Origin of the sequence: Nocardia aurantia (genome assembly GCF_009604425.1) — a bacterium.
Lineage (GTDB): Bacteria > Actinomycetota > Actinomycetes > Mycobacteriales > Mycobacteriaceae > Nocardia > Nocardia aurantia.
The window spans coordinates 24599-40696 of the sequence record NZ_WEGI01000015.1 but is presented as its reverse complement, the minus strand read 5'-3'; the positions used below and the strand labels follow the sequence as shown (position 1 = coordinate 40696).

The 16098-nt window shown below is 70.9% G+C and carries 14 protein-coding genes; 5 read left to right on the top strand and 9 right to left on the bottom strand.

Annotation, left to right across the window (positions count from 1 at the left end):
• Nucleotides 1-25: 25 nt before the first annotated feature.
• Complete coding sequence (locus NRB56_RS31610; protein ID WP_153348026.1) at nucleotides 26-1057, top strand: DUF2293 domain-containing protein; 1032 nt, start codon at nucleotides 26-28, stop codon at nucleotides 1055-1057.
• Nucleotides 1058-1138: 81 nt separating this feature from the next.
• On the top strand, nucleotides 1139-1579 hold the full coding sequence (locus tag NRB56_RS31605; protein WP_153348025.1) for an Ig-like domain repeat protein: 441 nt from the start codon (nucleotides 1139-1141) through the stop codon (nucleotides 1577-1579).
• Nucleotides 1580-1583: 4 nt separating this feature from the next.
• Here the strand turns inward: NRB56_RS31605 and NRB56_RS31600 are convergent, their stop codons facing one another.
• From NRB56_RS31600 to cobO, 3 genes are all read right to left on the bottom strand, one after another.
• Complete coding sequence (locus tag NRB56_RS31600) at nucleotides 1584-1991, bottom strand: cobalamin biosynthesis protein (RefSeq protein WP_319943817.1); 408 nt, start codon at nucleotides 1989-1991, stop codon at nucleotides 1584-1586.
• Between the two features lie 466 nt (nucleotides 1992-2457).
• Entirely contained in the window at nucleotides 2458-4347 is a 1890-nt protein-coding gene (locus tag NRB56_RS40295) for a cobyrinate a,c-diamide synthase (protein ID WP_319943816.1), read from the bottom strand.
• A 22-nt stretch (nucleotides 4348-4369) separates the two neighbouring features.
• Nucleotides 4370-4984, bottom strand: coding sequence for a cob(I)yrinic acid a,c-diamide adenosyltransferase (gene cobO, locus NRB56_RS31590; RefSeq protein ID WP_153348024.1), 615 nt, complete (start codon nucleotides 4982-4984; stop codon nucleotides 4370-4372).
• A 201-nt stretch (nucleotides 4985-5185) separates the two neighbouring features.
• Between cobO and NRB56_RS31585 the strand changes: the two genes are divergently transcribed.
• Nucleotides 5186-5971, top strand: coding sequence for an NAD-dependent protein deacetylase (locus NRB56_RS31585; RefSeq protein WP_153348169.1), 786 nt, complete (start codon nucleotides 5186-5188; stop codon nucleotides 5969-5971).
• Nucleotides 5972-6610: 639 nt separating this feature from the next.
• Here NRB56_RS31585 and NRB56_RS31580 read toward each other — a convergent pair.
• Nucleotides 6611-8704, bottom strand: a complete 2094-nt coding sequence (locus tag NRB56_RS31580; RefSeq protein WP_319943815.1) for a VWA domain-containing protein — start codon at nucleotides 8702-8704, stop codon at nucleotides 6611-6613.
• Between the two features lie 395 nt (nucleotides 8705-9099).
• Nucleotides 9100-9462: a winged helix-turn-helix transcriptional regulator gene (locus NRB56_RS31575; RefSeq protein ID WP_153348023.1), complete on the bottom strand. Its 363-nt coding sequence runs from the start codon at nucleotides 9460-9462 to the stop codon at nucleotides 9100-9102.
• A gap of 65 nt (nucleotides 9463-9527) precedes the next feature.
• Here NRB56_RS31575 and NRB56_RS31570 point away from each other — a divergent pair, with 65 nt between their 5' ends.
• Entirely contained in the window at nucleotides 9528-10136 is a 609-nt protein-coding gene (locus NRB56_RS31570; protein WP_153348022.1) for an NAD(P)-dependent oxidoreductase, read from the top strand.
• Between the two features lie 53 nt (nucleotides 10137-10189).
• On the opposite strand, the gene NRB56_RS31565 is transcribed toward NRB56_RS31570, so the two are convergent.
• Nucleotides 10190-10639 (bottom strand): GNAT family N-acetyltransferase, encoded by a 450-nt coding sequence (locus NRB56_RS31565; RefSeq protein ID WP_153348021.1) that lies wholly within the window; start codon nucleotides 10637-10639, stop codon nucleotides 10190-10192.
• A gap of 23 nt (nucleotides 10640-10662) precedes the next feature.
• A complete protein-coding gene (mqo, locus tag NRB56_RS31560) occupies nucleotides 10663-12180 on the bottom strand; it encodes a malate dehydrogenase (quinone) (RefSeq protein ID WP_319943814.1) in 1518 nt (505 codons plus the stop codon).
• Nucleotides 12181-12411: 231 nt separating this feature from the next.
• On the opposite strand from mqo, the gene NRB56_RS31555 reads away from it, so the two are divergent.
• Nucleotides 12412-13488, top strand: coding sequence for an alpha/beta hydrolase (locus tag NRB56_RS31555; protein ID WP_319943813.1), 1077 nt, complete (start codon nucleotides 12412-12414; stop codon nucleotides 13486-13488).
• Between the two features lie 111 nt (nucleotides 13489-13599).
• Here NRB56_RS31555 and NRB56_RS31550 read toward each other — a convergent pair whose 3' ends face one another.
• Nucleotides 13600-14163 (bottom strand): alpha/beta hydrolase, encoded by a 564-nt coding sequence (locus NRB56_RS31550; protein WP_153348019.1) that lies wholly within the window; start codon nucleotides 14161-14163, stop codon nucleotides 13600-13602.
• Between the two features lie 416 nt (nucleotides 14164-14579).
• Nucleotides 14580-16094 carry a cobyric acid synthase gene (locus tag NRB56_RS31545; RefSeq protein ID WP_319943857.1) on the bottom strand — a complete coding sequence of 505 codons (1515 nt, stop codon included), beginning with the start codon at nucleotides 16092-16094 and terminating at the stop codon, nucleotides 14580-14582.
• Nucleotides 16095-16098 lie beyond the last annotated feature (4 nt).

Here is a 16098-nt window from a genome sequence, read left to right as displayed (position 1 = left end):
GTCCCGTCGGCTATGGTCCCTGGTCATGGCCTCGTTACGGAGTCGGGTGCACCAAGCCGCCGAAGCGGCGCTGACGCAACGCAAGTACGTGTCGGTGGTCGATGTGTTCACCCGGCTCGGCTGGCTGCGCTCCACCCAGGTGGACCAGTGGCGCCAGGGCCGGGCCGCCACGCTCGAACGGCTGGCCGCCGTCGACGGCGCGCGTATGCGCGAAGCGGCGGAGTTGCTGCGGGAGTGGGCCCAGCAGCGCGGTCTCGACTCCAGCGAGACCGCGTACCTGTCCAGCGCCCGTGATCAGGAGCCGCTGGCCTTCGTCGCCGACGGCGACGATCCGATCTTCCGGATCCATTGGCTGTCCGCGGATCTCACGCCGGCCCGGCGCGAGCAGTTGGTGCGGCGGCAGAACAAGGCGCCCGATCTGGTGGTGGTCGCCGCCGAGCAACCGTTCACCTGCGTCGAATGTGCCGACACCGGTTCGTATCTGATCATGTCGGCCACCGGCCCGATGTGCCTGACCTGCGCCGATCTGGACCATCTGGAATACCTGCCCGCCGGCGACGCGGCCCTGAGCCGCCGTGCCAAGAAGGAGAGCACGCTCGCCGCGATCGTGGTCCGGCTCAACCCGCGCCGAAAACGCTACGAGCGCAAGGGAATTCTGATCGAGGAGCAGGCGCTGGCCCGCGCCGAGGAGCAGTGCCTGGCCGACGAGGAGGCCCGGGAGCGCCGCCGCGACCGCGACCGGGTGCGCCGCGACGCGCAGGACGCCGAGTTCCAGGCCCGCTTCGCCGCGGAGATCCGGCGGCTGTTCCCCGGCTGTCCCGCCGAACGCGCCGGCGAGATCGCCGACCACGCGGCGCTGCGCGGCAGCGGCCGGGTCGGCCGCAGCGCCGCGGCGAAGGTGTTCGACACCGAAGCGGTCACCCTGGCCGTCATCGCGTCGATCCGGCACCGCGACACCTCCTACGACCGGATGCTCATGGACGGCGTGGCGCGGATGGACGCGCGGGCGGCCATTCGACCCGATCTCGATCGGGTATTGGAATCCTGGCGTGTCTGAACGGAGCTGGTAGCCTGCCAACCCGACGCACTCCCGGTCTCGATCGGGCCGGGTAACTGGCACAGCGAAAGGCAGGGCGGTATGAGCGTTTTCGAGATGTCCCGCGGCACGGCCGGTCTCGTGCTCACGGCGGCGGCGCTGGCGGCGCCACTGGCGGCCGGGTCGGCCGCGCACGCGGTCGTCACTCCGACACTGCAGGTGGCGATGACGGGGTCCGTACTCGGCGTCGCCAACACGGCGTCGGTCGGGTGCCGGCAGGTCGCGCACGCGACGCTGAAGAATCCCGACGGGTCGCCTGTGTCCGCCGGCACGGTCGACTTCTTCAGTCACCTGAACGGCCAAGCGGGCAATGTCGTCGGCAGCGTGCCCGTCAACAACGGCACCGCCGAGATCTCCTGGCTTCCCGATGCTCCCGGCACCCATGTGATCAGCGCGATGTACCACGACGGCGGCACGGACTATCAGCCGGTCGCCGGCTCGATCACGATCAACGCCGTGAACCTCGGCGGCGCCTGCCTGTAGCGCGTCAGTGGGCGGCGGCCACCGTGACGCCGCCCACGACCCGCTTCGGCAGTACCAGCTCGCCGCCGGCCGCGGCGAGCAGCGCCGCGGCCTCGGCCACACTCGCCGTCCCGACCGCCGCCGCCACCCGCGCCGACGCCCCCGCCACCGGTACCGCCGCCAACTCGGCCGCCGTGAACAGCACGACCGGCACCCCCAGCGCCGCGGCCGCCGCGACCAATCCCGGTTCCCCGGCCCGCCGATCGATGGTCGCCAGGCAACGTATTACGTTGTCTCCCAGCGATTCGCGTACGGCGCTCAGCAGTGCCGACGCCGAGACGCCCGGCCGGAACCCGATCCCGACGGACAGCGGCGCCTGCGCGTCCTCACCCTCGCGGTCCGGATCACGGTGCGCCGGTTCCGCCGGCGTCACCGAAACCCTCCCGCCCCAACTCGCCCACTCGCCGGCCGAGTCCGTGCTCGCGAGCCGGCCGCCGGCGCCCGGCCCACCGGTCGATCGACGTGCCGAGCCGAGAGCGGGACCTCGGATCGTGCCCGGGTGTCCTCCGGCGGGCGCGGGGTGCCGTACAAGCGGCCGGAATTCGGTACATCCGGCACGCGGCGGGAAATCGGCACGGCCGCGGATCGCTGTCCCGCCGGCATCACGTCCTGCTCCCGCAACAGGTGTCGTGCGGACGCGAGCGGCCGAGCCGGCAGTCGCAGGTCGGGCATGCGGACGCGCATGCCCACGCGCGATCCGCGGTCACGGGTGCGCCGGCACGTCTCGCGAGACCTCCTGTGCCGCGGCCTCTCTCGGGCACCTACCGGCTCGTACGGGAACGATCGCCGTAGCAGTACCGCGCAGTGCCGGCCGACGGCCGGCGGCCCGGCCCGACGGATCAGGCATCGGCCGCACTCGATGCGTATTCGGCTGCGGCGCTGACGAATCGGGCGATCGCGGTGGGATTGCCCGCCGGGTGGGTGTGCAGGTACGAGGCGTGCACCCGGTGGACCATCGAGCCTTCCCGCGCGGCGCTGCCGTCCGGGGTGCGCCAGCCCCAGGCCGGGGCGCCGGGGGCGATGTCCACGAGCCGGGTGCGATGAAATTCATGCCCGCGCACGCGCGACCCGGCGGCCCACAGCACCGAATCGGACAATGCGACGGCGTCCCGGTAGCCGAGGGTCAGCCGCGGGCCGAACTCGGCAGCGGCATCGATCACGCCTGCCATCCGGTGGCCGTCCAGGGTCCGGGTGAGATACAGCAGGCCCGCGCATTCGGCGTGGATCGGCAGGCCGCGCCGCGCGGCCGCCGCGACGGCGGTGAGCAACGGCTCGTTGGCGGCCAGCTCGGCGGCGTGCTCCTCCGGGAAGCCACCAGGCAGCACCAAACCGACTGTGCCGGTGGGCAACTCGTCGCGCAACGGGTCGAAGACCACCACCTCCGCACCCGCCGCGGACAACAGTTCGCGATGTTCGGCGTACCCGAAGGTGAAGGCGGCCCCACCTGCGACCGCGATCACGGGAGCCCGACGCATGCTCGTGCGGTCCGGACCGGCGCCTGCCGGAATCCGCTCCCGGCCCGTGGCGTCCGGACCGGCACCTGCCGGGACCCGCTCCCGGCCCGTGGCATCCGGACCGGCACCCGCCGGAACCCGCTCCCGGCCCGTGGCATCCGGACCGGCACCCGCCGGAACCCGCTCCCGGCCAGCGGCATCCGGACCGGCATTCGCCGACGCGAGCACCGAAGTGCGGTCCTTCGCTCCGGCACCCGGACCGGCCCCCGCTCCGACGCCCGGACCGGCACCCGCACCGCCGGAGCCCGGCGCTGTACTGCCCGGCCGGGTGATCGCCGACTCCGCATCGGTCGGGACGGCCCGAGCCGCCGCATGAATCGGGTACGGCCGTCCCTCGGATCGGTCGGCATCCGAGGATCCTGAGCCGGTGTTCGGCAAGCCATGATGCGCTCGCGGATCGTCGCCGGGCGGCACCACGGCGGCCCGATCCCATTGTCCCGCAATGTCTTTGTGATCGAAAGCGATCTCCGAGCCCACCTCCGCGACCGGATCCCAGGCCGGGCCGGTGACACGGGACGCGGCCAGCGCGACGACCGCCGCCAGATCGATGTGCGCGGCAACCAGTTCCGTCATCACGTCCACCGCCGACCGGGCCGCGGAGCCGTGTTCCACGGCCGGGATCAGGCCCAGATGCCGTGAGGGGACGGATAATTCGCTCATACGGGGTAGCGCACCGAGGACCGGCAGACCGACTCGATCGCAGGCGGCCCGCAGCACCTCCTCGTGCCGGGCGCTGCCCACCCGGTTCAGGATCACGCCGCCGAGCCGGATGTCGGTGGAGAAGGTGGCGAAGCCGTGCAGCAGCGCCGCCAGACTCTGGCTGTGCCCGCGCGCGTCCACGACCAGGAGCACCGGCGCGCCCAAGGCCGCGGCGACCTGCGCGGTCGAGCCCTCGGCGACCGGCCCGGGGAAATCCGCGTCGATCCGGCCGTCGAACAGGCCCATCACGCCCTCGACCACGGCGATATCGGAGCCGCGGCTGCCGTGCCGGTACAGCGGGGCGACCCGGTCGGCGCCGACGAGCACCGGATCCAGGTTGCGGCCGGGCCGGCCCGCGGCCAGTCCGTGGTAGCCGGGGTCGATGTAGTCCGGGCCGACCTTGAACGGCGCGACCTCGTGCCCCGCGCGCCGCAGCGCACCGATCAAACCCGTTGCCAGCGTGGTCTTTCCGCTGCCGGACGCGGGAGCCGCGATGACGATCGCGGGGACGCTCACGACGCACCCCGCATGATCCGGGTCACCATTCGATGCCGCGCTGGCCCTTGCGGCCGGCGTCCATCGGATGCTTCACCTTCGTCATCTCGGTGACCAGGTCGGCGGCTTCGAGCAGATCGGCCGGAGCGTCGCGGCCGGTGATCACCACGTGCTGGTTGCCGGGCCGGCGCTGGAGCGTCCCGACCACCTCCCGCACGTCGACCCAGCCCCATTTCAGCGGATAGGTGAATTCGTCGAGCACGTAGAAGCGGTGCTGTTCGGCGTCGAGGCGGCGGGCGATCTCCTGCCAGCCCGACAGCGCGGCCGCCGCGTGGTCCTCCTCGGAGCCCTGCTTGCGGGTCCACGACCAGCCCTCGCCCATCTTGTGCCACTCGACCGCGCCACCGGCGCCGGTCTCGTCGTGCAGGCGGCCGAGGGTCCGGAACGCGGCCTCCTCGCCGACCTTCCACTTGGCGCTCTTCACGAACTGGAAGACGGCGACGTCGAAGCCCTGGTTCCACGCCCGCAACGCCATCCCGAACGCGGCGGTCGACTTACCCTTGCCGGGCCCGGTGTGCACGGCCAGCACCGGCTGGTTGCGCCGCTGCCGCGTGGTCAGACCATCGTCGGGGACCGTCTCGGGGATTCCCTTCGGCATCGGCTGTGCTCCTTCTCACGGGCGGTGTCCGATCCACGTTGCCATACCGGCCGGGCGAACCCGGCGCCGGATCGGTGGTCGTACGCTGGTGTCATGCCGAGTGCCGGGTATGCGAATGCCGGTCCCGGAGCGACCGGAGCCCGTGCCCCGGCGTCCGGGCCCGATCTCGACCGTCTCGTCCGGTTGCTCGACGGCCGGCGGATGACGGTCCTCACCGGCGCCGGACTGTCCACCGACAGCGGCATCCCGGACTACCGCGGCCCCGATTCACCGCCGCGCAACCCGATGACGTATCAGCAGTTCGTCGGCGATCCCGTGTTCCGGCAACGGTATTGGGCGCGCAACCACGTGGGCTGGCGCCGGATGGACGCCGCCCGCCCCAACCCCGGCCATCGCGCGCTGGCCCGCCTGGAGCGCGCGGGCGTCGTCTCGGGCCTGATCACCCAGAACGTGGACCTCCTGCACACCAAGGCCGGCAGCCGCACCGTGATCGACCTGCACGGCACCTACGCGCGGATCCGCTGCCTGGCCTGCGACTCGCTCACCTCCCGGATGACCCTGGCCGACCGCCTGGAGGACGCCAACCCCGGCTTCGCCAAGGCCGCGATCGCCGACGGCCTCGAGGTGGCTCCCGACGCGGACGCGGTGGTCGACGACACCGCGAGTTTCCGCATGGTCGACTGCCACCACTGCGGCGGCATGCTCAAACCCGACATCGTCTACTTCGGCGAGAACGTCCCCAAGGATCGCGTCGCCGCCGCCTACGACCTGGTCGACACCGCCGACGTCCTGCTGGTCGCCGGCTCCTCGCTGACGGTGATGTCGGGCCTGCGCTTCGTCCGCCACGCCGCCAGAACCGGCCGCCCGGTCGTCATCGTGAACCGAGGCCGGACCCGAGGCCACGATCTGGCCCACCTCACCCTCGACACCGGCTGCTCCCCCACCCTCACCGCCCTGGCCGACCACTACGAACCCCTCGCCGCCTGACCCGGCCGGCCGTTCCGGGCACAATTCGCGCCGGGTCGCCGGTTCGCGCCATCGTCTGCCGAAACCCCTGTCGGCCACCATGATTCGAGCCACAACGGCCTCGCGGCGATCGCGATGAAAACCGGTGGCGACATCCGCGCGGTACAACAGGCACCGCCGCTCGCTGGATCGGAACCACGCCCGGCGACGGAGCGGTGCTCAACGCCTCGTGGCCGTCGGCACCATCGCCTTCTCCCCCGACGGCGAAACCTTGCTGTCCGGCACCCATGGTCCGGCTCTGGGACACGAGCCTGCTCAGCCAGGACAGTCTGGACGCGATGCTGTGCCCATTGGCGGGCCGGCCGCTCACACGCAGTGAGCACGACGAATATCTGGCCGGTCACAACGAGATTCAACCCTGTGCCGAGCACTGACGCGCCGTTGGTGCGGAGTGCGTCGCGATGACGGCATTACACTCCGGCGGAAAAGAGGGGGAGGCATTGTGCGGCAATCCGAACAACCGTTCGCGGACCGACGGTGAAGCAGCGCACCAGGATTCGGTCCGGTCCCGGCTGTCGGAGCACGGTTGGGCCGGTCGGCTGAAATCCCCGGACCGGCCGGAACAGCCCGCCGGAGACGCATTGCGTGCTGGGCAGGTACTCAGGCCGCGCGGATGCCCCGGACCGCGCCTGCCACGGAATCGCCGGTGAGTTCGCCCAGGCGGAGGTAGGTGGCGCGGAGGGTGCGGGCCAGGGCGGCGGCGTGGCCGAGGCGCACGAAGCCGCGTTCGCAGTCGACGACGACGGAGGTGACGGCCTCGCGGGCGAGGAGGGCGGCGGCGGTGTGGGCGCGCGGGATCGGGTCGGGGCCGCCGGTGGCGCGGCCGTCGGTGAGCAGGACCAGCATGGGGCGGCGGTGCGGGTCGCGGACCCGTTCCCGCTGGATGATCTCGCGGGACTTCAGGAGTCCTTGTGCCAATGGGGATTTGCCACCGGTGCGCAACGACGCCAGGCGGCGGACGGCGATGTCCACCGAGGAGGTCGGGGGTAGTGCCAGTTCGGCGTCGCTGCCGCGGACGGTGATCACCGCGACCTTGTCGCGGCGCTGGTAGGCGTCGCGCAGCAACGTGACGACGGCGCCGGTCACCGCGGAGAGCCGGTCGCGGGAGGCCATCGAGCCGGAGGCGTCGACGATGAAGACGACCAGATTGCCTTCGCGCCCTTCGCGATACGCGCCGCGGAGGTCGGCGGGCGCCAGGGCCAGCGGGCCGGCGCTGCGGCCGCGGCGGTGCTGGTGGGGTGCGGCGGCGAAGACGGTGCCGAGCAGATGCAGCCCGCCGGTGGTGTCGGTGACCGAGCGGACCACCCGGCCGTGCCGGGAGTGTGCGCGGGAGCGACGGCCGGGGGCACCCTCGCCGACACCGGGAATCTCCCAATGGGGCGGTCGGACAATGGAATTCACCGGGGCTCCGGCGGTACCAGGGCGCGCTCCGCCACCGGGGCCGCCATCCGGGTCGTCGTCGGGATCCTGTGGCCGATCCGAACCGGCCGGACTCCGATCGGTGGCATCCTGCCCGGTCGGCGCGGGGCCGGAATCGGGACGATCGGCCGGGTTATCCGGTCCGGAATCGGATTGCGGGGCAGGATGATCGGAGCCTGGATCCACTTGCTGAGTCTGATCGGAGTCCGAATTTGGTTGCGCGGCGTGGTGTTCGGAGTCGGAGGAGTCGTCCGTGGCACCGGATTCGCTCGAGTCCCTGGCCTTCTCGACCTCCTCGTCGGCCTTGCGCATCGCGTCGTCGAGTTGTTCGGGGCTGATGCCGGGTTCGTCGAAGGGGTCGCGGCGACGGCGGTGCGGTAAGGCCAGTTCGGCGGCCACCCGCACGTCGTCGGCGGTGACCCGGTCGGCGCCGCGCCAGGCCGCGTGCGCGGTGGCGGTGCGGGCCACCACGAGATCGGCGCGCATACCGTCGACGTCGAAGGACGCGCAGAGGGCGGCGATGCGGCGGAGTTCGTTCTCGTCGAGCACGACGGTGTCGATCCGGTCGCGAGCGTCGAGGATGCGTTCGGCGGTGGCGTGATCGGCGGCCGCGTAACGCGCGGCGAAGGTGGCCGGGCCGGCCTCGTAGGCCAGGCGGCGGCGCACGACCTCCATCCGGGTCTCCACCTCACGGGAGGCGATGACGTCGACGGTCAGGCCGAAGCGGTCCAGCAACTGGGGGCGGAGTTCGCCCTCCTCCGGATTCATGGTGCCGACCAGCACGAAACGCGCCGGATGCGAATGCGACACCCCGTCGCGCTCGATGTGTACCCGGCCCATCGCGGCGGCGTCGAGCAACACGTCCACCAGATGGTCGTGCAGCAGGTTCACCTCGTCCACGTACAGCACGCCGTGATGCGCGGCGGCCAGCAATCCCGGCCGGAAAGCCTGTTCCCCGTCGCGCAGCACCCGCTCCAGGTCCAGCGACCCGACCACCCGGTCCTCGGTCGCGCCGACCGGCAGTTCGACCAGCCGCGCCGGGCGAGCTCCGGATTCGTCGGTGACCGGCGGCAGCAGCCGCGCCAGCGCACGCACCACTGTCGATTTCGCGGTCCCCTTCTCGCCGCGCACCAGCACGCCGCCGATTCCCGGATGCACCGCGCACAGGATCAGCGCCAACTGCAACTGTTCCTGCCCGACCACCGCCGAGAACGGGAAGCCCGCCTCGCCGTCGGCCGAAGGGTGCTGAGTGGCGTCGTTTCGGGGATCGGACACGACCCCACTGTATGCGCGGCGAGCACGGCAACCCGCGCCCACCCCGTGCGGACCCACCACGCCACTCGGCCGGACCTGCCGACGCCCCCGAAGGCGCGCACGACCGTCGCACACGCACGCCCATCCGCCGTCACCCAGGGCACCATCCACCCGCGCGTGTCCGCGATCCGCGTTCGGCGCTCGACCGGCGAGCGGATCCGAGCGAACACATATCCGTCGTTCGAGCTAATCCGTACAGCGCGATACGCGCGCGTCGCGGTGATGCGCCCGGTCGCTCTGGTCGGATCGGCGCACGAGGCGGCGGATTCACCCTGCGACGGGATCGATCCATGTCATCCGTGCGGCGGACCGCTGTCCGGACACCCCTGCGTGTCACCGAGCGATTCGACCCGGTCTCACGCCCCGAGCGCCTCCGCGTCCGGATCGTAGGCGTCGACCAGTTCCTCCCAATGCTCATCGGACCACGCGCACATCGCGTTCAGTGGTTCGAGCAGGCTGCGGCCGAGTGGGGTGAGCGCGTAGGTGACGCGGCGGCCCTCGATCTCCCGGGCGACCAGGCCGAGGCGTTCCAGCGTGCGCAGCGAGTGGGTCATCGCCTTGGGAGTGATGCGCGCCAACGGGATTCGCAGTTCGGAGTAGCGGCGCGGGCCGTCCGCCAGGCAGCGGACGAGCAGTCCGCCCCACTTGTCGCCGATGCGGACGGGGGACAGCGTCGACGGGCACAGGTCGTCGAACATCTGCGGGTGCAGCGGGCGCATCCCGTCAGCGTAACGGCGTTCGAGGTATCCGGAGGGATACCATCGGCGTCGTTAGCGTCGCCGGCATGGCAAAGATCATCGTTTTCGGGGCGGGCGGCCGGGCCGGGCGCACCATCGCCGCGGCCGCCGCGGCCCGCGGGCACAGTGTCACCGGCGTGGTACGCGATCCCGGTCGATACCCGGATCTCGGAGCCGTCACCGGCGACGTGACCGACGCGGCGGCCGTCGCGACACTCGCCGCGGGTCACGACGTGGCAGTACACGCCGCCGTCGATCTCACGGATCCGGATTTCTTCGCGAAGGCGGCCGGCGCGCTGACGAGCGGACTGCCGGCGGCCGGTGTGTCCCGCCTGATCGCGGTCGGGCTCGCCTCGAATCTCGCGACCGCGGACGGCACCCTGCTGCGCGACACGCCGGACTACCCGAACGAGTATCGCGGCTTCTATCTCGGCCACGAGGCCGGCACGGATCGACTCCGGGACGCCGCGCTGGACTGGACGGTGCTGGCGCCGGCCGGGGATTTCGACCACACGGGTGAGCCGGTCGGCGGCTATCGCGTCGCGAATGCCGATGCCACCCTGCGGATCACCTACCCGGACTTCGCCCGCGCGGTGCTGGACGAGATCGAACGCCCCGGGCACAACCGCCGGTACGTCGGCCTCACCGCGGCCTGAGAACTCCCAAAGAAACGGTCCCGCAACCGAATTCGGTTGCGGGACCGTCTGTCTCAACCACGCCGCATGGGCAGGTGCGGGATGCCGTCCTCTTCGTACTCGTCACCGTCGGGCTCGAAGCCGTGCTTGGTGTACATGTCGACGAGGTAGGTCTGCGCGTTCAATCGGACCGTGGCCGAACCGGTTTCGGCCAGCGCCGCCTGCAGCAGCCGGGTGGTGTAGCCGTGTCCCCGGGCCGAGGGTGTGGTGCACAACCGGCCGATCCGGAACGACTTCACGCCGTTGTCGTGCTCCTCGAGCAGACGCAGGGTGCCGATGACCTCGCCCTCGTCGTCGAGCCAGAAGTGCCGCGTCTCCGCCAGCAGATCCCGGCCGTCGAGTTCCGGATAGGCACACTTCTGCTCGACCACGAAGACCGCGACCCGGATCTTCAACAGCTTGTACAGCGTGGCGGTGTCGAGATCCGCCGCCCACGACCTTCTGAGCGCAACCGTTGACATCATCGAGTCTTGCTATCACATATCGGTCAGTGCTGCCCGGCTTCGGCGAGCTTCGGCGTTTTGTCGGTGAGCCGCAGCGACTTCTCGGTCCAGTCCCATACCTCGTGGTAGAGCGGCTGATTGTCGGACAGCTTGGTGCCCAGCGAGGGGACGATCGTCTTCAGGGTGGGTGCCCACCCGGCGTACTGCTGCGGGAAGCAGCGCTGCATGACGTCCAGCATGGCGCTGACACAGGTGGACGCGCCCGGGGAGGCGCCGAGCAGGCCCGCGATGGAGCCGTCGCCCGCGGTGATCACGGCGGTGCCGAACTCCAGCACGCCGCCCGCGCCCTTGCGCCGGATGACCTGCACGCGCTGGCCGGCGGTGATCAGCTCCCAGTCGTGACCGTCGGCGCGCGGCACGAACTCCTTCAGCGAGTCGACGCGGCCCGCCGGGGACTTCAGCAGTTCGGAGACCAGGTACTTGGTGAGGCTTAATTCGGTGACGCCGACGCCGAGCATGGAGAACAGGTTGTTCGGCTTGACCGACCGGAACAGGTCGGAGTACTTGCCGTCCTTGAGGAATTTCGGGGTCCACCCGGCGTAGGGACCGAACAGCAGGCCACGGTTGCCGCGGATGACGCGGGTGTCCAGATGCGGCACCGACATCGGGGGCGCGCCGACGGCGGCCTTGCCGTACACCTTCGCCTCGTGCCGGGAGACCAGCGCGGGATCGGTACAGCGCAGGAACAACCCGCTGACCGGGAAGCCGCCGATGCCGCTCATCTCCTTGATGCCGGCCTTCTGCAGCAGCGGCAGCGCGTAACCGCCGGCGCCGACGAACACGAATTTGGCGTTCACCGTGCGGGTGCCGCCGGTACGGGTGTTGCGCACCTTCACGTTCCAGCTGCCGTCGGACTGCTTGTCCAGATTGCGGACCTCGGTGCCGAAGGCGATGTCGACGCCGGAGCGGCCCAGGTAGGCCAGCAGTTGCCGGGACAGCGAGCCGAAGTCGATATCGGTGCCCTTGTCGGTCCAGTTCAGCGCGACCGGGTCGGAGAAGTCACGGCCCTTGGCCATCAGCGGCAGTCGCCACGCGAACTCGTCGCGGTCGTCGACGAACTGCATGCCCTCGAACAGCGGATGCGCGGACAGCGCGTCGTACCGCTTGCGGAGGTAGTCGACGCCGTCGGCGCCGTGGCAGAAGCTCACGTGCGGGATCGGGTTGATGAACTGGCTCGGGTCGCCGAGCACACCGTTCTCGACGGCATAGGCCCAGAACTGCCGCGACACCTGGAACCGCTCGTTGATGTCGACGGCCTTGGTGATGTCGACCGAGCCGTCGGCGTTCTGCGGGGTGTAGTTCAACTCACACAGCGCCGAGTGGCCGGTGCCCGCGTTGTTCCACGGATCACTGCTCTCGGGGGCGGGTGCGTCGACCCGCTCGAACATGGTGATCGACCAATCCGGCTGCACCTGCCGCAGCAGGGCGCCCAGGGTGGCACTCATGATGCCGGCGCCGATGAGAACTACATCGGTCTTTTCGGTCTTCGCAGCGTTCGGCACGGGTACTTCGACTTCCTTGTCCTGCGCGGTCCGCCCCGCAAGGCGCACCAACTGGGGGTGGTGTAGTGCGTCACCGACCGCCGACGGCGACGGGCGGGAATGAGGTTACCCGCCGTTCACTTCAACCCAATTGTGCCCCTTGCGATGCCCGATTTCGAAAACGGAGGTGTCGGCTGTGACCGAATCAGCACCGGCGCGACGCCGTTGAGCGGGTCGAATAGGCTGGGCCCTGTGACGAACGAGACGCCGATCACCGCCGCCCCGGGAACCACACCACCGGACACCTGGCAGCCGGACGTACTGGGCGAGGGATACGAGTGCCTGACCCTGCCGCTCGGCCCCGATCCGGACGGTGAGGGCACCGTCGTGGCCACCCTGGTGCGCTACACCGCACCGGTGCCGGACGCCGTGGGCGCCGTGCTGTACGTGCACGGCTTCACCGACTACTTCTTCCAGAAGCATCTGGCCGAGCATTTCGCCGGCCGCGGCTACCGTTTCTACGCGCTGGATCTGCGCAAGTGCGGCCGTTCGCAGCGACCCGGTCAGACCCCGCACTACGTGAGCGATCTCGCCCTGTACGACACGGAGTTGAGTCACGCGCTGCGGGTCGTGCGCGACGAGACCGGCCTGCCGGTGCTGCTGAACGCGCACTCCACCGGCGGCCTGGTGCTGCCGCTGTGGCTGGATCGGCTGCGGCGCGCCGAAGGCGTTGCCGCACAAGGCATCAGCGGGCTGGTGCTGAACAGTCCGTGGTTCGATCTGCAGGGTCCGTCGTACTACCGGACGGTCGGCACGGCACTCATCAACGGGCTCGGCCGGGTGCGGGCGATGTCGCGCATGCCCGACACCGGGATCAACACCTATGGCGCCAGCCTGCACACCAGCGCGTCCGGCGAATGGGACTACGACCTCGACTGGAAGCCGCTGACCGGCTATCCGGTGCGGTTCGGCTGGCTGCGGGCCATCCGGCAGGGGCAGGCGCGGCTGCATCGCGGTCTCGATGTCGGGGTGCCGGCGCTGATCCTGCGATCGAAGCTGACCACGTTCATGCGCCGCTACGGCCCGGCCGCCGACGTCTCGGACACGGTCCTGGACGTGCGGCAGATCCAGCGCTGGTCCGGCTGTCTCGGGCAGCGCACCACGATCGTGCCGATCGAGGGCGCCCGCCACGATGTCTTCCTGTCGTCCGCGCCCGTGCGCAAGCAGGCGTTCGCGGAGATGGACGCGTGGCTGGACTGGTTGCACGGGCACGGCACCGGGGAGGGCGGGGTCTCGCCGAACGCGGGTGATCCGATCACGGCGAACTAGGCCGAGCCGTTACGCCGGGCTAGGCCGGGCCGGTTACGCCGACTCGGTACGACCACGCTGGGCCCGCGGCAGGCCTGGTCCGCCGCACCCGGCGGCCCGGCGCAGTCGAACTCACCAGCGGCCGGTGCGGAGCACGATCTCGGTGGCCAGTTCGTGGTCGGACTCCGCCAGCGGGTCGGCCGTGTCCAGTTCGGCGATCCGGAATTCGCCGTAGACATAGCGCATGCACCCGTCAGCGAGAGCGCGCGGTAGTCGTTTGGTGGCGACAACGGTGGTGGAGATCTCGACCGCGGGGCAACCGGCGTCGGGCACCGTGCCCTCCCCGTCGGCGAGCGCGGGATGGCCGCGGCCGATGGCGACCATGCCGATGAACCGGCCGTAGCCGCGGGCGGCCAGTTGCCAGGCAAGATCGGCGCCGGACCCGTTGCCGACCAGCACCGCCCAGGGCGCGTTCAGCTGGTCGAGCAGGGCGTAGCCGATCGGGGCGTCCAGGCCCTCGACGGTCTCGAACGTCACGGTCCGCAGATCCGAATTGTGCAGCCGCGCGATCACCCGGTCGAAGGCGTCCTCCGGATCGCTCGGATCCGGCAGTAACACCACCGTGTGCCGGGATTCCGGCCCATCGATGCGCACCGTCCAGCTCCGGTCACCGACCGCGATCTGCCGAGTTTCCATGCCGCCCCACGGTACACGGGAGGGCGCTCCCGGGCGGCCACAGGAGTCGACCACCACATCGGTCCGGCGGAGCCGGCCGGCCGTCTCTCGCAGCGGGCCTGATCACACCGTTCCGGGCGCGGGCAGTGGCCGCGGCGCTGCACGGCCGGGCCGCCGGGTCGTCACGTCGGCGGTCCTTATCGCGTGCCGCGGCGGATCGCGGCGTCGCGCCGCCAGTGAGGTCCGGCGACACCGGCGATCGACTTTCCCCGGGGAAAAATCACCGTCCGATTCGCTCGTCCGGCGCCGATCTCCGGACGGATCGCCGCGCGATCGGTACGCTGCCGTGCACCCGATTGCCGGGCGTCGCGACGCGGGTTGCGGGTCCGATCGCCGATCCGATCCGGCGGTCCGATCCGCGGGTCCGATCGAAAAGCTCAGTGACCGACCGTGAGAGTCGGCAGGCGGTCGGGTGCGCCGGATTCGATGAGCCGGGTCAGCCGGTCGGTGTCGACGTGTTTCTCGATCAGATCGGCGAGCAGATCCAGTTGCGCCGCACGCACGCCGGCTACCGAGACATCCTCCGCGACAGCGAATCCCGTGCGGCCGGCGGCGGCCGCGACCTGCCGCAGCCAGGCGCGGCGGAAGTCGTCGGATTCCAGCAGCCCGTGCAGGTGGGTGCCCCAGATCGCTTCCCGGACACTGCCTTCGGGTCCCGATTCCAGCCGCAACCAGCTCGGGTCGCCGCTGCGCAACACCCGGCCGTGATGGATCTCGTAGCCGCGCACCGGAATCCCGGCGGCTGCACCGGCGTTGCGGCACACCGTCTTCGCGGCCGCGAATTCGATGTCCAGATCGAGCAGACCCAGCCCGGCGACCGCCCCCGCGCCGGACTCGACCCGATCGAGGATGCGCCGGCCGAGCATCTGATAGCCGCCGCAGACTCCCAGGATCGGCCGTCCCGCCTTCGCGCGGTCGGCCAGCGCGGCCGCGATCCCGGTGCGGCGCAACCACTCCAGGTCGCTCACCGTCGATTTGGAGCCGGGCAGCACCACCAGGTCCGCGTCGGCCAGTCGCGACGGGTCGGTCACCCAGCGCACCGCGACGCCCGGTTCACAGGCCAGCGCCTCGACATCGGTGGAATTGGAGATCCGCGGCAACCGGATCGCCGCGACGGTCAGCCAGTCCGTGCCGACAGGCGGCCGAGGACGGCCGACGGGCGCGTCGGCGACAGTGCCGAGCGAATCCTCGGCGTCGATCCACAGTTCGTCGGTGTACGGCAGCACGCCGAGGGTCGGCCGCCCGGTGAGTTCGGTGAGCCGGTCCAGGCCGGGGGTCAGCAGCTCCACGTCGCCGCGGAACTTGTTGATCAGGAAGCCCGAGATCAGTTGCTGGTCTTCGGGTTCCAGGATCGCGACGGTACCGAACAGGTGGGCCAGCACACCGCCGCGATCGATGTCGCCGACCAGCAGCACCGGCAGCCGCGCCGCCTGCGCCAGACCCATGTTCGCCAGATCCGTGTCGCGCAAATTGATCTCGGCCGGCGAACCCGCGCCCTCGCAGATCACCACGTCGAATTCGGCACGCAGCGAGGCCAATTCGTCGGCGACCAGCTCGCGCAACCGGGTACGGTGCCGGAAATAGTCCCGCGCGCCGACGGTGTCGATCGCGGTGCCGCGCACCACCAGTTGCGACCGCCGATCGCTGCCCGGCTTCAGCAGTACCGGATTGAAGCGCACACTCGGCTCCAGCCCGCACGCCCGCGCCTGCAACGCCTGCGCACGGCCGATCTCGCCGCCGTCGAGGGTCACCACCGAGTTGTTCGACATGTTCTGCGCCTTGAACGGCGCGACCCGCACCCCCTGGCGCGCCAGCATCCGGCAGATCCCCGCGACGACGACGCTCTTCCCGGCGTCGGAGGTGGTCCCGGCGACCAGCAGCGCGCCCCTCACCACC